Annotated in this window: 17 protein-coding genes and 2 pseudogenes; 8 read left to right on the forward strand and 11 right to left on the reverse strand. The window is 67.8% G+C overall.

The genetic code is table 11. From position 1 onward, the window contains the following. Positions 1–221 precede the first annotated feature (221 nt). From OG562_RS23655 to OG562_RS23665, 3 genes are all read left to right on the forward strand, one after another. Positions 222–491, forward strand: coding sequence for a hypothetical protein (locus OG562_RS23655; RefSeq protein WP_067020178.1), 270 nt, complete (start codon positions 222–224; stop codon positions 489–491). Further along, a complete protein-coding gene (locus tag OG562_RS23660) occupies positions 484–1107 on the forward strand; it encodes a DUF6879 family protein (RefSeq protein ID WP_266400952.1) in 624 nt (207 codons plus the stop codon). Before OG562_RS23655 ends, OG562_RS23660 begins: the two co-directional genes overlap by 8 nt. 181 nt (positions 1108–1288) lie before the next feature. Next, a complete protein-coding gene (locus OG562_RS23665; protein ID WP_266400954.1) occupies positions 1289–3529 on the forward strand; it encodes a tetratricopeptide repeat protein in 2241 nt (746 codons plus the stop codon). Positions 3530–4247: 718 nt separating this feature from the next. Here OG562_RS23665 and OG562_RS23670 read toward each other — a convergent pair. After that, positions 4248–4958 (reverse strand): hypothetical protein, encoded by a 711-nt coding sequence (locus OG562_RS23670; RefSeq protein WP_266400956.1) that lies wholly within the window; start codon positions 4956–4958, stop codon positions 4248–4250. Between the two features lie 356 nt (positions 4959–5314). Here OG562_RS23670 and OG562_RS23675 point away from each other — a divergent pair, with 356 nt between their 5' ends. From OG562_RS23675 to OG562_RS23685, 3 genes are all read left to right on the forward strand, one after another. Beyond that, positions 5315–6154, forward strand: a complete 840-nt coding sequence (locus OG562_RS23675; protein ID WP_266400957.1) for a DUF3800 domain-containing protein — start codon at positions 5315–5317, stop codon at positions 6152–6154. A 197-nt stretch (positions 6155–6351) separates the two neighbouring features. After that, complete coding sequence (locus OG562_RS23680) at positions 6352–6891, forward strand: winged helix-turn-helix domain-containing protein (protein ID WP_266400958.1); 540 nt, start codon at positions 6352–6354, stop codon at positions 6889–6891. Further along, the gene (locus OG562_RS23685) at positions 6888–7445 is read left to right on the forward strand and encodes a transposase (RefSeq protein WP_266409482.1); all 558 of its coding nucleotides are present in this window, start codon (positions 6888–6890) and stop codon (positions 7443–7445) included. The genes OG562_RS23680 and OG562_RS23685 overlap by 4 nt, the downstream gene beginning before the upstream one ends. Before the next feature lie 81 nt (positions 7446–7526). Here the strand turns inward: OG562_RS23685 and OG562_RS23690 are convergent, their stop codons facing one another. Together OG562_RS23690 and OG562_RS23695 are read right to left on the reverse strand one after the other, a co-directional pair. After that, the gene (locus tag OG562_RS23690; protein WP_266400960.1) at positions 7527–7844 is read right to left on the reverse strand and encodes a hypothetical protein; all 318 of its coding nucleotides are present in this window, start codon (positions 7842–7844) and stop codon (positions 7527–7529) included. 57 nt (positions 7845–7901) lie between these two features. After that, complete coding sequence (locus tag OG562_RS23695; protein WP_266400962.1) at positions 7902–8156, reverse strand: hypothetical protein; 255 nt, start codon at positions 8154–8156, stop codon at positions 7902–7904. A gap of 284 nt (positions 8157–8440) precedes the next feature. Between OG562_RS23695 and fxsT the strand changes: the two genes are divergently transcribed. Then, positions 8441–11164: an FxSxx-COOH system tetratricopeptide repeat protein gene (fxsT, locus tag OG562_RS23700; RefSeq protein WP_266400964.1), complete on the forward strand. Its 2724-nt coding sequence runs from the start codon at positions 8441–8443 to the stop codon at positions 11162–11164. A 555-nt stretch (positions 11165–11719) separates the two neighbouring features. Here fxsT and OG562_RS23705 read toward each other — a convergent pair. The 7 genes and pseudogenes from OG562_RS23705 to OG562_RS23735 all read right to left on the reverse strand — a co-directional run. Beyond that, positions 11720–11891 (reverse strand): annotated as a pseudogene (locus OG562_RS23705) (glycosyltransferase); the annotation flags it as partial. A 161-nt stretch (positions 11892–12052) separates the two neighbouring features. Beyond that, positions 12053–12538: a TrmO family methyltransferase gene (locus OG562_RS23710; RefSeq protein WP_266400967.1), complete on the reverse strand. Its 486-nt coding sequence runs from the start codon at positions 12536–12538 to the stop codon at positions 12053–12055. 74 nt (positions 12539–12612) lie between these two features. After that, complete coding sequence (locus tag OG562_RS23715) at positions 12613–14001, reverse strand: Tat pathway signal protein (RefSeq protein ID WP_266400970.1); 1389 nt, start codon at positions 13999–14001, stop codon at positions 12613–12615. Between the two features lie 951 nt (positions 14002–14952). Further along, a pseudogene (locus OG562_RS23720) lies at positions 14953–15489 on the reverse strand (ATP-binding protein); the annotation flags it as partial. Positions 15490–15516: 27 nt separating this feature from the next. Further along, positions 15517–16206, reverse strand: coding sequence for a hypothetical protein (locus OG562_RS23725; RefSeq protein ID WP_266400973.1), 690 nt, complete (start codon positions 16204–16206; stop codon positions 15517–15519). Continuing rightward, a complete protein-coding gene (locus OG562_RS23730; protein WP_266400976.1) occupies positions 16206–16514 on the reverse strand; it encodes a DUF6112 family protein in 309 nt (102 codons plus the stop codon). The genes OG562_RS23725 and OG562_RS23730 overlap by 1 nt, the downstream gene beginning before the upstream one ends. Before the next feature lie 87 nt (positions 16515–16601). Continuing rightward, positions 16602–17747: a C40 family peptidase gene (locus OG562_RS23735; protein WP_266400977.1), complete on the reverse strand. Its 1146-nt coding sequence runs from the start codon at positions 17745–17747 to the stop codon at positions 16602–16604. A gap of 578 nt (positions 17748–18325) precedes the next feature. On the opposite strand from OG562_RS23735, the gene OG562_RS23740 reads away from it, so the two are divergent. Further along, entirely contained in the window at positions 18326–19072 is a 747-nt protein-coding gene (locus tag OG562_RS23740; RefSeq protein ID WP_266400979.1) for a site-specific DNA-methyltransferase, read from the forward strand. Positions 19073–19168: 96 nt separating this feature from the next. Here OG562_RS23740 and OG562_RS23745 read toward each other — a convergent pair whose 3' ends face one another. Next, the gene (locus OG562_RS23745; protein WP_266400981.1) at positions 19169–20095 is read right to left on the reverse strand and encodes a DUF5655 domain-containing protein; all 927 of its coding nucleotides are present in this window, start codon (positions 20093–20095) and stop codon (positions 19169–19171) included. Between the last annotated feature and the right edge of the window lie 263 nt (positions 20096–20358).

Below are 20358 nucleotides of genomic sequence, written 5' to 3' on the forward strand. Positions count from 1 at the left end.
CGTCCGGGCAGCCCCGGTTCGGATGCCGTCGACGCAGGGGGTTGCGTCCCGTCATCTGTATGACTCGGATCACCCGTGCGGTATTGCGCGGTAGCTCAGGACGTCCGTGCGTGCGCTGGGGGAGTGCTGCGTGAACTGGCGGTTTTCCTGATGTACGCATCCAGGTGTGCCCGGTATCGTTGAGGCCACTGTCAGTGATGTTGTGGATACTGGAGGCAGTCGTGGCCCGCGCATGGGAAGCCGATCCGTCTGCGTTATTCGTCAAGCGCCTCGGTAAGTCGGCGGCGGAGCTGGGCAACTCCAAGGACGACGACGAGTGCCCGGACATCTGGCAGCTGAGCAACGGTGACGTTGCCGTGATCGGCCGCGATCTCACCGCGCACTACCGGTCGCGCCTGCCGAGCGAGGTGAACCTGGGGCCGGACGAGCGGTTGGTCGTCATCCCGGGCAACATGCTGAGTGCGGCGAAGGTGGACATTCCCGATGCTTGATCTCCTCGCTCCTGGGCTCCCGGACGAGCTGGGTGAGCGGCTCACACGCCAGGACTACAAGCGGGACTTCCGGGAGCGGCGCGCCGCGATCCGCGACGGGGAGTCCTGGAAACTGGAGCGGTTGCAGCACTTCGAGGAGGCGAACGACGACAGCCGGGAGGCGCTGCGTCAGGGGGACTGGCCAGCAGTGTTGCGGCTGTTCGAGGCCGACCGTGACGCCTTGGTTCGAAGGGCCAGGGATGAAGCGTCGCGCGGGGCGGTCTTTCATCGTATTCGTGTGGTTGAGGAGCCGCTGACGCCATATGTGCAGTGGGAGCTGAACTGGCTACGACTGAGCGCGGAATGCGGGCATTCCGTTCGCGTCCTGCCTGCTTCCGCGGTCGCCGCCGCGGAGGGCGATGCGCTGCTGCCCGAGTTGAACCTTCTGGACAGTCGGGTTCTCTACCGTGTGCTGTACACCGCTGCCGGCCAACCGGACGGGGCGATTCGCTTCACCGATCCCAGCACCGTGAGGAACTGGGCGGAGCATCTGCGGGAACTGTACGCGGCTGCGGAGGACGTCCAGGCGTACTTCGACCGTGCCGTGGCCGACCTGCCTCCGCCGCCCGCGGCCTGACCAGGGCACATCGATCGACATGCCTACAGAGGGCAACAGGCGACCCGGAGACTCGCAGAACGACCTCTCCGGGTCGTCTCGCGATGTCGTACAGGCCGGGAGCGTCACTGGTGACATCCACTTCCACCACGCCGCCGCTTCGGGGCCATCGGGGCCCGTCCCACGCCAGCTCCCAGCGGACGTGAACAGCTTCGTCAACCGCTTCAACGAACTGGGACAGCTGAACGCGGTGCTTGCCGACCGAAACGGCGGGCGCGTCGTCGTCTCCGTTCACGTGGTGGCCGGCACGGCGGGCGCGGGCAAAACCTCGCTGGTCCTGCACTGGGCGCACCAGGTCAAGGACCAGTTCCCCGACGGCCAGCTCTTCGTCAACCTCCGCGGGTACGATCCCGGAGAACCAGTCACAGCCGCGCAGGCACTTCAGCGATTCCTGCGGGCCCTGGGCGTGGCCCCGGCCGAGGTTCCCCAGGACGTCGACGACGCAGCAGCGATGTACCGCTCACTGATCGCCGACCGCCGGGTCCTGATCCTCCTGGACAATGCGGCCACGGTCAGCCAAGTCCGGCCGCTGCTCCCCGGCGGAGGAGACAGCCTCGTTGTGGTCACCAGCCGCAGCCGCCTGGCGGGTCTCTCAGTGCGGAACGGCGCCCAAAGGATCACCCTTGGCACGCTTCCGGAGCCAGAGGCAGTCGCTCTGCTGCGCGCGGTCACGAGGGGCTATCGACCCGAGGACGACGGCGACAAACTCGCAGAACTGGCGCGCCTGTGCGCCCGTCTGCCGCTTGCCCTGCGGATCGCCGCCGAACGGGCCGCCAGCCACCCGCACATGCGACTCGACGATCTCATCAGCGATCTGCGTGACGAGTCCGCCCTCTGGGACGCCCTCAGCACCGGCATCGATGACGAGGCCGAAGCCATCCGTTCGGTCTTCACCTGGTCCTACCGCGCTCTGCCCACGCACTCGGCCCGCCTCTTCCGCCTCCTTGGACTGCACCCTGGAGCGGCGTTCAGTCTCCCTGCTGCCGCCGCCCTCGGCGAAGCCACACCCAACCGAACACGCCAGCTGCTCGACGATCTGGTCGGGGCCCACCTGCTGGAGCAGACCGCCCCGGACCGGTTCCAGTTCCACGACCTCCTACGCGCGTACGCCACCGACCTTGCGCAGGCAGAGGAGCCGTCCGTCCAGAGGCAAGCTGCGCGACGACGCGTCCTGAGCTGGTACCTCCACACCGCCGACGCCGCCCAGACGTGGCTCTATCCGTCAGAGGACCACCTGCCACTGCCTGGCCCCTTGCCGGAAGTCACGCCCCTCGTCTTCACCGACTACAACGCCGCCGTCGACTGGTCCGAACGGGAACAGGGCAACTTCCTCCCCGTCGTGCGCGACGCCGCCCGAAACGGAATGGACGAGACGGCTTGGCAGTTGGCCACCATCCTGTGGTTCGCACGACCCGCCTCCTCATCGGAGCGGGACTGGCTGGAACTGGGCCGAATCGGATTGGAGGCAGCGACCAGACGAGAGGACCAGAGAGCGCAGACACGGCTGCTCATCAACACGGGCATCGCGCACAGGGCTCTGAACAATTTCTCCGAGGGCCTGGACGCACTGGAGCGAGCCGTCACGTTGGCTCGCAGCTCGCAGAGCCGGTTCGACGAGGCCCAAGCCCTCAACCTCATGGGCCTGATCCATCTACGACAACGCGAACTCGACTTGGCGGACACGCATTTCGGGCAGGCCATGTCCGTCTTCCGAGACCTGGGAAATGGTCAACGAACCGCCACCGCACTGTCCAACATCGCCAGCGCTCGCCTCAGCGCCGGCCGCCTGCCCGAGGCCGCCTCGGTCATCGACGAGGCGCTTGCCGCGCACCGGGCCCTGGCCAATCGTGGTGGTGAAGGCAACCTCCTTCGGATCGCAGCCGCCCTGCGACTCGAAGAGGGCGACACGGATGCCGCCCGGCGATCCATCGACGAGGCGCTCGACATCGCGCTCGCCCTCCGCGACCACACCCGGGAAGGCTTCTGGCTCCTCACCCTCGGCGACATCCAGCGCACCGCCACCCAGCACGGCGACGCCCTGACCTCCTACCAGCGCTCCGCCATGCTCCACCGCCGCCTCGGCGACCGCAGCCGCGAAGCCCTGGCCTGGCGCGGCACGGGCCAGACGTATGCCGCGATGGATCGGCACGACGAGGCCACCACCTTCCACCGCCAGGCCGCGGCCGTTCACCGCGACCTGGGGGACACCTGGCAGCTCGCCCTGGAACTCGACCACCTGGCCGCAGCCGTTCACCCGGAGGACCCCGAGACTGCCCGTGGTCACTGGATCGAGGCCCTGACCCACCTGACCCCCTATGCCGACCCCCGGGCCACGTCCATCCGCTCCCGCATAGAAGCGTTGCTGACCCGAGCTGCCGGTTGACGCCGTCGCTGATGTGGCCAACGACGCCACCAAGCTCGACGGAGATCCAGCCGTTCGAGGAACGCCGGGCTCAGGTGGAGGAGGCCCTCTTCGGGCTCCCCACCCCTGGCGTCCGCGCTCTTGGTCGAGGACGAAGCCGGTGACATCGTCGGTCTCGCCGCCTACGCGTCTTTCTCAAGGAGCTCTGCGTCCGCGACACCCTCCGCCGACAAGGCTTCGGCGCCCGCGTCATGGACGAACTCCGCGCTGTCGTCGCCGAGCGTCCCGGGTGCAGCCGCGTTGATGGGGATCTCTGGAATCGGCCAGTGCCGCTCGTCGCCTCATTCGCTCCGTCGTTCAACGGAGTGGGGAGTTTCAACGGGTGTTGCGTGCGCTGTCGGCCGGGGCCGCCCGCTTGTGGAGTGTGCGGGCCGTGCCGAGCGGTCAAGGACGCCTTCGGCGGCGCGTTGCGCTGGGCTTCGTCCATCCTGGACAACTCGCCCGCCCCTGGACCTGGCTGGCTCACCGGGGTCGAGACTGGTGGGCTCGCATGTTGAGGTGTCGCGTATTCCAGCTCGGAGTGCCGCAATTGGTCACCCTGAGTGATGAGGGCAGTGTCCAAGGTCTGGCCTGGAGTGGGCATTTTCGTCCGGTGGCCCGATCGAAGCGCTTCGGGAGTACGACAGCCGGCAGCGCTGCTACGTGAAGGGCCGCGTCGGCCTCGCTGCCACCCTGCTGGTCAATGCGCGGATTCTTGGTCGAAGTGGGCGTACACGGCGTCAATGAACGCGTCGATCTCGCCGCGCGCCCGCTCGTACGTCTTGAGGAAAGTGCTGTGGTCTTCTCGGTCCGGCCACGTCCCCGAGTGCCTAAGGTGGCCCTCCAGACGACGCAGTTCCCTGGTGGGAAGGATGCCGCTCGCCGCCAGTTCCGCCCACATCGGATGTTGCAAGAGGCTGTCACGGCCCGTCGGCAGAGCCAGCCGCTTGCGGACCTTGTCCGCAACCTCGCTCCCCTCGTTGGCTGCGGCTCGGATGAGGAACTGGGGTCGCGCCTGGACGTGATGCACCAGATGACGGCCGAGAGCTCCGTTCACCACCTTGTACCCGTCGGCCGCAACATCCGACAGGGACTTCGGGCCCTCGATCCGCACCACGGCCATGGCGCGCCACAGCGCGCGCTGGACCTGCTTGGACTCGTCAAGGTCGAGCACGTCGTAAGAGACCGAGAGCTTTCGGGCCTCTTCAAGAGCGCGGTCGATCTCCAAAACGAAGGTGACGGCGGCCTCGCGGCGTGTACTGCTACGCCACTGCTCACGGGCCGAACCGGCGGCCAGCTCCGCAGCCTGGCGGGCGGCGCGCGCCTGCCGCATACCCACAACAAGAGCGGCGGGCACGCCAAGGACTGCGGCGCCCGAGGCGACGAGCGCTGCCACGGCTTCGATCTCCATAGCCCGTCATGATGTCCGGCCAACGCGAGCACCATGGGTGTTTCTCCTGATCCGGCCCAGTTCTCGTATTGCTACGGCAGAGGGACATGTAGCGGAGAGTGACACGCCGTCCTCCAGCCCTGCTCAGATCCGTGCCTGCCGCTGCTCTGCGTCGTTCGTGATGATCCGGCAGGGTAGAGCGGGACACCGGCCGGGCCTACGCCGGGTGCCAGCCAGGCGCGTTGCGCTGGACTGCGCCGCCCCTCACCTGCCCAACAGGTCCTTCAGCGGGCCCGTCGTACGCTCTGATCCGCGGCTGCGCGCGCCGCGAAGGCGACGCAGGCTGATGTGGCTGGGCTGGGGACGGGAGAGAGCACATGCAGCTGATCTTCATCGACGACAGCGGGCAGCAGAGCCCGCCCCGGGAGCACCTCGGTGAACTCGTCTCGGTAGGCGCCGTCATGTTCCCGGAGGACCAGGTGGCGGCGTACAGCCTCCAGATCGACGAGCTCCGGACTGAGCTCGGCATGCCTGCCGGCGAGGAATTCAAGTGGAACTCCTCGAAGGGCAGCTTCATGGCGGGAGCCGGTGGCGAGGTGGTGAAGCGCACGCGCCGTCGCATGCTGGAGATTGCCGCCAGCTGCGGTGTCAGCACGGCCGTGGTGATCTGGGACCGAGGCCAGATCGGTTGGCCGAAGGAGAGGGTCGCGCGAGAGATCCTGGGCTACCTCTACGAGCGCATCGAGATGCACCTGGAGTCGAGGGAGGAGCGCGGGGTCGTCATCGCCGACATCCCCGGCGGCGGCAATCGGGATCACACCAAGTGGCTGGCCGAGGCTCTGGACCTCACGATGGTCGGCACCACGTACGTGAAGCCGAACCGCGTGGTCATGCCGATCGTGACGGCTCCCTCCGACCACCTTCCCCACCTCCAGCTCGCAGATCTGGTAACTGCTGCGACGACCGCGGCCGTCGCTGGTCGGGAAGCCGGTGTGGAACTCGTCGAGCTGCTCAAGCCTCTGGCGAGGCGCAACGCTCACGGCTACATCGGTGGCGCTGGCCTGGTGCTGTGGCCGCGGAGCTTGACCGACCTCTTCTACTGGGTCCTCGGCGAGACGCACTACGTGCGAAACAACGTGGGCTACCCCATCGGACCCGGATCTGGGTTCTCGCAGCCCGGGAGCCTCTTCGGCACCAGCAGCGGGTTGCCGACGTAGGGCCGGCGTGCGACAACGGACCCGTTTCCGCGGGTGAGGTGTATGCATTACCGCGACATACCTTGACGGCATGTCACTCTCCGCTACATGTCCCTCTGCCGTAGCAATACGAGAACTGGACCGATCCGGCGGTTACTGACCTTTTCGGGTTGCCTTCGGGTGGTGACGTTGGGTGATCCCTGCGGTATGCCGGTGTTATGCGGTACGCGGATGGTGGGGGCCTGACTGCTGAGCGGCGGGCCGTGCGTGAAGGGATCCGGCTGGAAGCCGGGCAGAGGTTCGCACGAGGTGACAGGACTTCGGACATCGCCAGGGACCTGCGGGTGAGCGAGCGTTCGGTGGAGCAGTGGCGCCGGGCCTGGCGTGAAGGCGGTATGGAGGGTCTGAAGTCGAAGGGACCGGCGAAACTGCCGAAGCTGTCGGATGAACGGTTCGCCCTGCTGGAAAAGGAGCTGGCGAAAGGGCCGGCCGCGCATGGCTGGGAAGATCAGCGGTGGACGCTGGAACGTGTCAGAACGCTGATCGGCCGCCGGTTCAAGGTCAGTTGCTCGATCGCGGGAGTGTGGCGGCTCCTGCACCGCCACGGCTGGTCCTGGCAGAGCCCGGCCCGTCGCGCGCTGGAACGTGACGAGCACGCGGTCGAGCTCTGGAAGAAGGATGTGTGGCCGCAGGTGGAAGCGCCGCGGCGGCGCTCGATGCCTGGATCGTCTTCGAGGACGAGGCCGGGTTCGCGATGACGCCGCCACGAGCCCGCACGTGGGGGCGACGCGGGCAGACTCCCGTAGTGAGAGTGCGGGGACGGTCCCGGCGACGGATCTCGATCGCCGCGATGTGCTGCTACCGGCCCGGGGAAAGGTCCCGGATGATCTACCGGCCCCGCTTCCACTTGCTACTCAAAGGAGCACGTAAGAGTTTCGCCTGGCAGGACTACCGCGACCTCCTGGTCCGCGCGCACCTGCAACTCGGCGCCCCGATCGTTGTCGTCTGGGACAATTTGAACACTCATCGTGCCGCCGGGATGAGGAAGTACGCGGGCGACCACGAATGGCTCACCATCATCCAACTTCCCTCCTACAGCCCGGACTTGAATCCCGTGGAGGGCATCTGGTCTCTGCTGCGGCGCGGCCCGATGGCCAACACCGCATTCACTGACCCCGACCACCTCACCCGAACCCTCCGCCGAGGACTCGCCCGCATCCAGCGCCACCCCGAGCTCATCGACGGCTGCCTCACCGAAACCGGACTGACCCTCGCTTCAGACCCCTCGAAGCCAATCCGAAAAGGTCAGTAGTAGCAACTGCGGTACAGCGGTTGGCGCTGAGCATGCCTGCGTGGAGCCGGACGAACTCCAGGACGCTCGGCTGGACCGCCGTCACTGCCATGTCACGTGTGGCACACGCGCCTTGTCGCCGCTCGCGTCGCGGACCCGCATGGACCACCGGCCGTCTTCCCGCTGACGTGCGGCCGGGTCGGGCCACGCGGCTTGTGGCCCGACCCGGTTCTGAAGGTCACCGGATGAGGGTGCGCAGGACGTCGCTGCTGGCTCCGTGGTGGTGAGGCCCCCGATAACGGCGGTGGCGGGGTGGACGCCGGTGAGGGCGGTGAGGCCGCCGATGACGAGTCCGGTCAGCAGGACGACGGTGGTGTGGAGGGAGAGGAAGGACCCGGCCTGGCCCGATCGTCCGGCCACACCCATCAGATGCAACCGGGTCCGTCTCGTCCGGCGGAGGTCACGTAGCCAAGTGGGTCACGGCCGCTTGAGGTGAGCTTGGACGGTGAAGCTCAGACCGGTAAACGTCGCGAAGCAGACGCCGCCGGCACCGAGCGCGGCGAGTGCTTCGGCGGCCAGGTGCCGGACCACGAGGTAGCCGACGAAGAACGCGATGACGCCCGTCATGAGGGACACCGCGACCTTCAGATACGTGATCTTCGCGTTCGCCCGGTCGAGCTTCTCGGTGAGGGAGCGGTTGTCCGTCTGCAGATGCGCGAGGGAAGTGGCCATGTCGGAGGCCTCCTACGTGGTTTCTGGAGCCGCCCGGTCTTGGCCGACCCTGGCTGCGCCGTGCAGCCAGGACTGATGCAACAGGTTCTGCGCACAAGGGGCATCGTTGATCGACATCGGAATGACCGTGGAATCAATCCGAGGCCATCGAGCCGCGAGGTCAGCCTGTTTGTGCAGGTAGAGGCATGATCTGTTGAGACCGTTCGGGCCGTGCCGGATCTGTTCGCAGTTCGACGGACGCTGCTCGGGGCGATGGGTCATGCTGATCCCCCGGATCTCTCGGCGTGGAGGATCACAGCGGTATGGCCAGCGAGTGGTTTATGGACCTGCGGAACACGAGCAACTGGTCGCAGTACGGGAAGGTTCTGGGTGACTTCCGGGTGAAGTACACGCACCCGACGACCCAGCTCCAGGACCACGGCGATGAGGTCCTCGCCCTCACGCCTGAGCTGAAGCTTGTCCTCGACAAGGCGCCGTCCGGGACGACGTTCTGCAACCACTCCACCCCCAACCGGGGCAACGAGCCGGACTGGCGCTATGTGGAGCTTCTCCTGCGGATCGCCACCCGTAAGGCAGCCCTGAGGATGCGCGCCCAGGATCAGGGGAATGACCTGGTCGCGCTGTGGGCGTGCGAGCATCAGCGGCTCGGCGGGTCAACCGGCAACATCCAGATCTCCACCGTCAAGAACGTGCCACAGAACCTGATCGAGGCCCTCGCCGGATCTTTGGCCGCGCCGGCGGCTACGGCAACACCGCCTTGGACGCCGCCCGCCGAGCCCTCCGGCGTGCCGGTCACCATGCCCGGTCTACTCGTCTCGCCGCCCTCACCGGCGGTGGCCGCCCCCATTCTGGTCGGGTCCGTGCCGCGGCTGGCCTCGGCCTTCCAGGACCGCACCAGCGTGCGTCACAGGATCGATCGGGCCCGTGACAGTCATGCCACGACGGTCCTGACGCAGGTGCTCTCGGGCGGCGGCGGAGTGGGCAAGTCCCAGATGGCAGCCGCCTACGCCCACCAAGCGCTGGCCGCCGGGACCGAACTGGTGGTGTGGGCCAACGCCACCGAGATCGACCAGATCACCGCCCTGTACGCGCAAGCCGCCCACCGCGTCCAAGCCCCCGGGGCTCAGGGCGTAGACGCCGAGAGCGACGCGCAGGCATTCATGACCTGGCTCGCCACGACGTCCCGCTCCTGGCTGGTGGTCCTCGATGACATCACTGACCCCAACGCCGCCGAACCGTGGTGGCCACCCCCCTCCCTCTCCAGCAGAGGCTGGGTACTGGCCACCACCCGCCGCCGTGAGGCCCAACTCTCCGGGGGTGGCCGGACCGTGATCCCCATTGACACCTACACTCCCAGTGAAGCAGCCGCCTACCTGCGCGATCGTCTCACCACCGAAGAAACCACCCACCTGCTGGACGACCGTGCTGTCGCACTCGCCACCACGCTGGGGCTTCTGCCGCTGGCGCTCGCCCACGCCGCCGCCTACATGATCAACGAAGACGTGAACTGCTCCCAGTACCTTCACCTCTTCAACGACAGCACCGCACAACTGGACGACCTCCTACCCCGCCACGCCGACACCGAGGGATACGGCCGCCAGGTCGCCGCCGCGCTACTCCTCTCCCTCGACGCCGCCCAGAAATGCGACCCCATCGGGCTAGCTGTCCCTGCACTACGCCTTGCCGCTGTCCTGGACCCCGCTGGCCACCCCCAGACCTTATGGACCGGCGAATTCTTCGACCATCACCTGGAAGCCCACCACGCCGCGCGCCCCGGTTCGGGCTCGGCCCGGGCCGCGCTTCGGCTGCTGCACCGCTACGGCCTGATCACCGACAACTTCCGCAACGGCCCGCGCGCCGTCCAGGTGCACGCCCTCACCGCCCGAGCCGCCTTGGAGATAACCCCGGCCGCCGAACTCCCCGCGACCGTCAGAGCTGCCGCCGACGCTCTCCTGGAGCTCTGGCCAGAAGCTGATCACACGGACCCCGAGCTGTGCGCCGTCCTGCGGGCCAACACCGACATCCTGCACACGCACGCCGCAGACCTCCTGTGGGGCCCTGACAGCCACCCGGTCCTGTACCGGGCCGGCCACAGCCTTTCCGACGCGGGCCTCTACACCGCTGCGATTGTCCACTGGGACCGCCTGGTGACGGATGCCCTGCGGCTGTTGGGTTCTGAACACCACGACACCCTGACCGCCCGGGCCAACCTGGCCAGCTCTTACCGCCGGGCCGGGCGTACGGCTGAGGCCGTTGCCCTGTTGGAGCAGGTGGTGGCCGACAGCGAGCGGCTGTTGGGTCCTGAGCACTCCGACACCCTCACCGCCCGGGCCAACCTGGCCACCTCGTATCGGCAGGCGGGGCGTACGGCTGAGGCCATCGTCCTGCTGGAGCAGGTGCTGACCGACGCTCAGCGGCTGTTGGGTCCTGAGCACTCCGACACCCTCACTGTCCGGAACAACCTGGCCACCTCGTATCGGCAGGCGGGGCGTACGGCTGAGGCCATTGTCCTGCTGAAACGGGTGCTGGACGACGCCCTGCGGCTGTGGGGTGCCGAACACCACGACACCCTCGCTGTCCGGAGCAGCCTGGCCAGTTCTTACCGGCAGGTAGGGCGTACGGCTGAGGCCGTTGCCCTGTTGGAGCAGGTGGTGGCCGACAGCGAGCGGCTGCTGGGTCCCCAACACCACGACACCCTCACCGTCCGGGCCAACCTGGCCAGCTCCTATCGGCAGGCGGGGCGTACGGCTGAGGCCATCGTCCTGCTGGAGCAGGTGCTGGACGACGCCCTGCGGCTGTGGGGTGCCGAACACCACGACACCCTCGCTGTCCGGAGCAACTTGGCCAGCTCTTACTCGCGGGCGGGGCGTACGGCTGAGGCCGTTGCCCTGTTGGAGCAGGTGGTGGCCGACAGCGAGCGACTGCTGGGTCCCCAACACCACGACACCCTCACCAATCGGGGCAAACTGGAAGCGATTGCCAAAGAAGGTGGCACCCGTAGCAGGTGAGCCCTGAATTATTGCTGCATGGGACGATGCACTTCGATCAGCCCTTGCCTCGCGAGCTGAAGGTCGTCGATTCCTCCTCGCTGTTCAGGTTGGAGAAGCGGGCATATGACCTCGGTTTGAGCCAGCGTGGGTGCAAGCCAATGTGGTGCCCGACGGAACCCACTACCTGTGGCCAGACTTCTGGCACTCCCTGTCCCACCGCCCGGACGTTCCACGTCAGCTGCGGTGCGAACTGCTGATCACTCTGCGTGAGGGAGAACGCGTGGGGAGCTTGCTGGATGTACTTCCCGATGCCTTCACCCCGCTGCCGCGGGTGACTTCACGAGATGAAGGCATGCAGGTACGTCAGCTCCTCGGTCACGCTCCCTCGGTCAGGGAATGGCTACTGCGGGAGGGCGAGGGCTCGGGTCGGCTGTGACAGACAAGCGTCGCCAGCAGACGAGTGCGCATCCCAGAGTGAGGAAGGCTTCGTGGATGTCGTCGCGAACCTCCCAGCGAATCCGCAGACGGCGGAACCAGTGCAGGTGGGCCGGGTGCGGCGCCACGCCCTGCGCCGGCGTTGTGCTCCTGCTCGTTGCCCGCCGACGTCGTCAAAGGGATCAGGACGGATGGTTTGCGGAGGGCAGTGAGTTCGGCGATCGTGCCCGCGCCGCCTGCGGGAGATGACGACGCCGGCGAGCGCGAGGACATCGGGGAGTTCCGGGCCGATGAAGTCGGTGACCAGGAAGCCTCTTCCGGAGGCCCTCCCCGAGCGCCGGGTCGTGATCATCATGTGCGGCTGCACGACTCCGGGCGCGGAACCGGTGCTCAGCCACGAGCACAAGCAGATTGAACGACAGCCGTACGAGGAGGGACTCGACGGGCTGCCAGCCCTCCATCGGCACTCGATCACCGCTCGCGCGCATCCCTCCAGTAGTCATGGAGCATCTCGGTTGGCCACGAAGGCTGTGTGACAGGGCCGCGCGGGAGCATCTCCTTGAACACGGCCACGAAGTCGATGACCGGTGTGCCGTCGACGGCGTCGAGGTCCGTCACGTGGAGGTCGCGCCCGTCCACTCCGAGCAGGCGGGGGAACGACGTCGCGATCCGGGCGGGGCGCCGGTGGTTGCGGTGTACGAAGGTTCCGGTCGCCGGCCACTCCGGGTTGTTGCGAGGGCTGCGGGCATGCAGCGCGACGTCGCTGGGTGAGCCCTCGGAGAAGTACCAGGTGACCTGGAGATGCGAGAACTCCTCGATCCCCTGCAACGTGTCGAGGGGGTAGTCCGGGCGCAGCCGGATGATGGATTCCACGCCGCCCTGGAAGTCGTCGCCGACCTTCAGATGGCCCCCCACAACCGTGGCGACGATCGGCACCTCGATGGACTGTTCGGTCACAACTGCCCCTTCTTTCCCTCCAGATGGGATGCCCGGTACGTGTCCGCACCGCGCGCCCCATCGTCATGGCGCGGTCAGGCTACTCGCCTGAGCACGGCCTTGGCTCGTTCGTCGATCTCCGCTGCCGCGCTGATCCCGCGGTTGCGGTACGGGGAGAGAACCCGGCGCATGTTGATCACCGCATCGCGGGCTCGACCGGAATGGACGCCGTTCATGGCGTCCAGGGCTTGGGCCCAAGTGCCGCACGCGGCCTCGACGTTGCCCTGACTTGCCTGCGCGGCGCCCAGGTATCCCAAGGTCACGACGTGAGTGCGACCGAAGGCACCGGTCTCCCTCGTATGGACGCTGCGCCAGAACTCGTCCTGGGCTCCCTGGAGGTCGCCGAGAGCCCAGAGCGCGCGAGCTGTTTCGTGCGCCAGGCTGGCCTCGGAGAAGAACCAGACACGGGCGGGCTCGTCATCCCCGGGCTTTGCCGCCGCGAGGTCGTCCTCAGCCCGGAGGAGGGCTGTACGCGCTTCTTGCCGCCGTCCGGCCGTGGCCAGGCTCCGCGCCCGCACGACGCCTAGCAAGGCTCGTTCGCGCGGAGTCGCCAGGGTGTACCGCTTGTGTTGGACCGAGGCCGTCGCGATGTCCACGGCTGCCTTGGGGTGGCCGAGATCTGTCGCCTGGTGGGCCATGGCTCGCAGGACGTGGCCGGCCAGCGGTGCGTCTTCGGCCTCGGCCGCCAGCTTCACCGCCAGGGTGAAGTACCGCCGGGCGGCCTCGTGGTGCGATGCGTCGAAGCTCATCCAGCCGGCGACGTACACCAGCTCGGCGGCGGCGGCGAAGAGGCGGCAGCGCGTCTCGTCACTGGCGAAGACACCGCCGACGTACGTCGCGACGTCGTCGTAGATGTACTGGTAGAGGGCTGTCCGGCCGTCCACTCCGCCTTGGCGTTGGTCGCGCTTCGAGAAGAACTCGGTCATCTCCTTCAGCGCGTTGATCTCGGCAGTCCCGATTCTCCGGGTCGTCGAAGCGGGGCGCGATCGGGCACGCTCGGGGGCCTCGTCCCACCACGTCTGTCCAGGCAGGGCGAGTCCGGTCACCGAGTAGGCAGTGCCGGCCAGCACTCGGCGTCGCTCCAGGTCCACGTTGCTTCTCCCCAGATCCACCAACGCACTCACCGTATCGACGTCCCATTCGGATGCCATTACCGCACCCGATTTCGGCGGGGTGAGGCCGATCTCGGCGGGAGTGATGGGGCGTTGGAGCCGACGGGACAATGTCTCGCTCAAGATAATGGGCGCCCGCCCGGAGGGTTCCGTTCCCGCGATCCACATCGCGATGTGCGAGCGGCTGGTGCCGAGCAGCTCGTCGGCGCCGACCTCGGCCGCAACCCGTACGAGGGCAGCGGCGACCTTCGGCTGCGACCAGCCGGTTTCCGCGATCACAGCGGCAAGCTTCTCGTTCCGCTCGCGCCTCATCGTGCGCCCCTGTTCACAAGATGATCTTTGACGGGTTTGACGGCATCGCCGACCGGTGGGGGATACCAACCCACCGTGATTCACGGTTCGCTCAAGGTCAACCAAACCACCAACTGGCTTTCCCCCGGGAGGGATTCGGTGAACGCAATTCAGACGTACGGCTCTGGAGACCGGATGCCGCCGGGCGGGCAGGGCCATGTCTCCGAGCCTGCCCAGGCCAGAGAAGGAGGTCCGAGAACGGCGGTCGACACGCACCTCCGCAGCTTCGACGCCTCCACCGAGACCTGCCGCCGAGTCCTTGACGGACTCCGGCGGACACTGTGAGGAGGCCGAGATGATGCCTATCTGGAGCCTGGAGTCCGTCATCGAGTCCCCCGAGTACCGGGTGAGCCTCACCATGGTCTCGGACGACATGGCACCCGGGGCGGCACGGACCTTCACGCGGGAAACGCTGTCGGCCTGGGGACTTGAAGAGCTGATGGACCGCACGGTCCTGATCGTCAGCGAACTCACCACGAACGCCGAGCGCCACGGCGGTACGCCAGGCGGCACCGAGCGCCCTTCGGACGCGGACAGCCAGGTGGTGGTCGAGCACATCACGCTGACCCTCACCGCCCAGAGCGGAACCGTGGGCATCGAGGTGGAGGACAACTCCCCCCTGCCGCCGATCCCTCGCACCAGCGGGCCGGACTCGCTGGACGGACGCGGTCTTCTGCTCGTCACGGCCGAGGCCGACGCATGGACGGCTTGCCTCAATCAAGACGGCAGCGGCAAGCGGGTTCTCGCGGTCGTGAAACGCCGAGAGTCCGTCCCCTGCGGCCCGACCCCCACCGCACACCCCTTTCAGCCCTACTCGCTCGCCATGGAGGCGTTCGCCATGCCTGCTCAACACGCGCCCGTCGCCGCGCCCTTACCTCCGAGGAAGAAGATGGAAGACGTCGTGACGCAGCACGCGCCGATCGCGCAGCCGAGGGCGACCAGGGCTGGGACTGTCCAGCCGAGGCCGTACATCGCTCCCAGGTTGTTGACCTTGATGACGCGGCGGATCGCGTCGTCGACTGAGCTGTTGGCTGCTTGGAACAGGCCGTCGGACAGAGCGTCGACCACGGTGATGGCGACGGAGGTGAAGGCGACGGCGCAGAAGGAGAAGAGGACGCCGGTCATCGTGCCGATCGCCGCCTGGGCGAGGGCGCGTTCGTCCCGTCGCCAGGCCGCGAACATCAACTGGATGCAGAACGTGCCGACGGTCAAGGCGAGGCCGATGGGCAACAGCAGCTCGTAGTTGTCCCGGAACCAACCGGCGTTGAGATCGATGGCGGTGGTTTCGTTGACGGCCTTGGCGGCGAGGTCGGCCGCGCTGGCGGCCAGCTCACCCGCTGACTTCGCGATCCACGCCCCGATGCCGTCCGTGACGGTCCCGGCGGGGTTGGTGGCGAAGTCGACGGTGTCGCAGACGGTGTTCATCAGCGGAAGGTCGCAGACTCCCATGGCGGTACCTCCTTTCTGGGGTGGGGGTCAGGGCGCGACGGTCGGCAGGACACCGGCCAGGGAGCAGGGCTGGGAGGGGCGGCACTGGACCGCGAGGGTGGTGACGCGGTTCTCGGCACCGCCGTGCGGTGAGCCGTTCCAGGCGATCGACTGTTTGCCGGAGACCGTCACGGCGTAGACGTACGCGGTGGTGATCGCCCCAGGGTCCGCCTGCAGGGCCTGGGTGAACGAGTCGGGGAAGTGCGCCTCGTTCACGGTGGCGGTGGCGAACTGGCCGTTGGCGGCCATCTCCTTCCACAGCACGCGCGAGGGAACGAGCGCGTCGACCGAGGCGCTGTCGGCGTACTTTGTCTCGCTGGTCAGCCACTTGTGCAGGGCAGACAGCAGCTCATGCTGGGAGTAGGCACGGGTGTCGTAGGACCACAGCGCCGCGGCTGCCGCCTTCCCGAAGGTGATCGGGTCGTGCGTGGACGGGGGCATGGGCAGTGCACTGCGGCTCCCGTGCGGTGGTGGGGAGGAGAAAGCAGAAGCGGTCGGAGAGGAGTGGGAAGCCGAACTCGCCTGCGGTGCGGGAGCCTTGGAGGAGGTCCTGCCGTCGCGGGTGAGGTAGGCGGCCAGGCCGGCGAGGGCGACGAGCACCACCAGGACAGCGGTGCCGAGCAGCGCCCGGCGGCGCACGCGAGATGCGCCGCCGGGGTTCGTGGAACGGGGAGACATCAGTGGACCTGCGTCCCAAGCGTGCTGAAGAACGCCACCACACCGTTCGCGGCACCCAGCAGGAGGGCCGCGCCAGCGCTGACCAGCACGCCCTTCTTGCCGCTGGCCTCGGCCTGGTGACCGCCGGAGTGATGGCCCCAGGCCCACACGCCCGCGCTGACGGCGAGCGCGCCGACCACGGCGATGATCCCGAAGAGGTTGATCGAGCCCATCACCTGCTTGAGGACCGCCAAGCCGGGGAGGCCACCATCGTTCGGCTTGATCCCGGGGTCGTAGGCGAGCTGGACGACCTTGTCGGCGAGATACATTAAGAACTCCAGTTCGATTTAATGCACACCAAAGCCCGAGGGGGGCGAAGCGGCGGTGCAAGGAAAGGGGGAGGGGAGAAGCGCCGGTCAGACGACTCGGCGGGCCGCGAGGATCTGCGGCTTCCAGGACGCGAGGGTCGCGAGGCGGACCACGTCACCGGTGTGTGGGGCGTTCACGATCAAGCCCTGGCCGACGACCATCCCGACGTGTTCCGGGACTTCGGCAGTCCCCTCGGTGAAGACGAGGTCACCGGGCTGGAGAGCGTCGACCGATACCGCCTTGCCCTCCTTGACCTGCGTGTACGTCGTCCGCGTGAGGGCGACCCCGGCGGCCTTGTACGACTGCTGCATCAGCGAGGAGCAGTCGCAGCGGCCCATGGGGTCGGGCCCGTGGGAATCGGCGCAGCTCCCGCCCCACTGGTACGGGGTGCCGAGCTGGCCGAGCGCCCAGCGGATCGCCGTCTGGACCTTCGGCGGAGCGTCTGCCGGGATCTTGTATCCGGCCGGCACCGCGCCGGGCGGGATGGTCCCGAAGTCGGTCCCGTCCCCGCCGCTCGTACAGCCACCCGCGGTACTCGCCGGAAAACTACCCGTGCTGCCCGAGCCGGATGGCGAAGGGCTCGGCGACGTGCCGCCGGCCGTCGACAGCAGCGGCTCGATCGCCTGCTGCAAGGCGGTGGCCAGGGGCTCCCACTTCGCGTAAGCCTCGGGGAAGCCGGACTTCTGCACCGCTTGGGCGGCCTGGGTGACGGACAGGGACTGCCAGCCCGAGACCTTCTCCAGCGCCTCGTAGAACTTCGTCGAGGCGTACACAGGGCCGAGGATCTCGTTCGCGGTGCCCCATCCCTGCAATGGACGCTGCTGGAACAACCCGAGGCTGTCGCGGTCGCCGTAGGTCAGATTCCGCAGGCCGCTCTCCTGCAAGGCAGTCGCCAGGGCCACGATCTGGCCCCGGGCCGGGATGTTCATCGCGACACCCGTGGCCTGGATGGTCTTGGCGTTGGGCACCTGCTCGGCCGGGTCGTCCAGGCCCGGCACCGAGACCGTTCCCCTGTCTCCGTCGTCCAGGATCGCCTTCACCTGAGCGGCAACGGCCGAGGTATCCACAGCCTGTGTACCGCCGGTCGAGCAGGAGGCCGAAGCACTCCCGGCCGCGATACCGAGGATCGGAACGGCCAGCAGCAGCGGACCGGAGGCGCAGAGACCGACGACAGTTCCGGTGGTCTTCTTCATCGCCGTCGCCGTTCGCAGGGGCGGACAGCCCGGCCGGGCAACGGGGTTGGGTCAGGGCGTGGGCGTATCAGGGCGTGCTGCATCGCAGCGGCTCCTCGGGTTCGTAGGAGGCGCGGTGCCGACTTCTCGTGCAAAGCCGTCGGCACCGCGCCGATGTGAATCCGCCTCTCAGGGCGGGCCCGTGTCAGGGGAGTTGGTAGCTCCCGGACGCCGGTTTCAGGTCATGCGCGGCAGCCAGCCGCGCTCGTAATCTCAGGCGGTGCACCGGGTCTCCTCACGGCTTCGAGAACGGGGGGCCAACGTGCCCTCCCGGCCGCGCTTTTGGACGCGGCAACACGGATCAGCACAGGTCATCTGGGGTGGAGCCGGGCTCTTCCTCGGTGACACGGCGAGACAGTAGACCGGGATTCCGGCCGCACCAAACGACCGCCGAACCCGGGCCCGGAGTACGACACGGGCTCGTTAGGTGCGGCCGGAAATCGCGGTTAACCTCCGGCGCAACCCAGCTCCGAACGGCCGCTGTTGACCGCCGTCCGGAGCTGGCCCAGTCCCGTCGTGCCCTGAAAGAGGCCCCGCACATGAGCTACACGCTGCACCGAGGCGACGCCCTCACCGTGCTGAAGACCCTCCCGGACGAGAGCGTCAACGCCGTCATCACCGACCCCCCGTACAACTCCGGCGGACGCACCAGCTCGGACCGCACCGGCCGCACCGCCCGCGCCAAGTACGTCACCAGCGGATCGGCGCACGACCTGCAAAACTTCCCCGGAGAGAACCGCGACCAGCGGAGCTACCGAAGCTGGCTGACCGCGCTGCTCACCGAGGCATACCGGGCCGCGACCGAGCACTCCGTCGCCATGGTGTTCTCCGACTGGCGCCAGGAGCCGACCACCAGCGACGCCCTGCAGATGGCGGGCTGGACCTGGAGCGGCACGATCCCCTGGATCAAGCCCGCCAGCCGGCCCCGCAAGGGCGGGTTCAAGCAGTCGGCCGAGTTCATCACTTGGGGCGTCAAGGGCAGCCTCGAAAAGGACCGGGACCTCTACCTGCCCGGCCACTTCATCGCTTCCCAGCCGCGCAAGGACCGCGTCCACATCACCCAGAAGCCGGTCGAGATCATGCAGCAGCTCGTGCGGATCTGCCCCGAAGGCGGCACCGTGCTCGACCCCTTCACAGGCAGCGGTTCCACGGGCGTCGCCGCCCTGCGCGAGGGCCGGCGGTTCGTCGGCGTCGAGTTGTCCTCGCACTACGCCGACGTCGCAGAGCGAAGGCTCCGAGCGGAGCTGACCCAGGACGACTTCGTCCTGGCAGGACCGGAGGCATGAGTATGAGAGCGACCGGACCAGGGCCGACGGACCGCAGACCCCAAAGGACGGCTGGTGCATTGAGAAACCGAGGCACCAGCCGCCCTTCCTGTTGCGTCAGGCCGCCTCGAACGCCCGCCGGATCAGCGGTCCCGCCTTCTCCAGGTCGGCCGCCGAGGCGATCCGCACCTCCAGGTCGCCCGTCCCGAGGTGGCCGATGCCGCGCATGTCGCGCGAGAAGCCCTCCTCCAGCTCGACCGTGTCCGGGTTGACCTTGAGGTAGACCAGGATCGCCTGGTGCTTCGGGCGGAAGATGACGGAGGCGACGTTCACCAACCGACGGTAGGCGATGTAGTGCCGAAGCTGAGCCACCTCCACCTCGCCCCAGACGGTGAGGGACTCATCCAACTCGGCGTACAGGTCCTGCAGGCAAGCGGGAGCCGCGTCCGGAGGCGCCTGGACCGACCCGACGCTGGCACCGGTCGGCACCTCCCTCTGCCGACTCCGCCGCCGAGCCGGAGCGGGACTGGGAGACCCAGATGTGGACTCGATCAGCAGCAGGCTCAGCAGCTCGCCGTCGAAGACGCGGTAGCGAACCAGGTCGATCCGCTCGTGCAGCCGGTGCACGGCGACCCGGTCGTGGTGCGAGAAGCTGGCCGCGATGCAGACCATCCGCGGGTTCCGCCAGTCGATCGCCTCGGCGGCCTCGGAACCCAGCTTCTCCTTGACCAGCGCCTCGAACTCGTGACGTGCGGAGTCCAGCCACGACAGGTAGGAGACGGCCTGTGAGAGGACACCGCTGTCAGCACCCTTCTTGTACTCGATCAGCGCAGGCGTGCCGTTCTCGTCCAGGCCGAGCGAGTCGATCCGGCCACGGTGCCAAGGCCCCGTCGGGTACTCCGACGCCAGGAAGCGGATGCCGAGCATGGCCTCCATACCTGCCTCGACCCGCCGCTGCAGTTCCACCTCCAGCGCGACCGTCGAGCCCCGCAGCTCGGCGTCCTGGCCATCGGCAGCCAACCGGAACAGCTTCAGGTCGGTCACCAGCGTCCCCCTCCGTGATCACTACAGGAGGAGCAATCGAAACCGGCCTGCCGGTATTCCGGACTGGGCGCAAACCACCCCAATCAAGGCCGCCTTGCGGAAGAATGTACGCGGCCACAGAGAACCTGGGTACGGAGGTGAAGTGGAACCGTCGCGCGTCGGAGTCGTGCTGGTCCACGGGCCCTTCGCATCCCCGAAGACTTGGGATGCGTGACGGCCGCCTGGTTTCCTACGGGAGACCTCGCCGCGTCTGGATCCGGCGA

Origin of the sequence: Streptomyces sp. NBC_01275 (assembly GCF_026340655.1) — a bacterium.
Classification (GTDB): Bacteria; Actinomycetota; Actinomycetes; order Streptomycetales; family Streptomycetaceae; genus Streptomyces.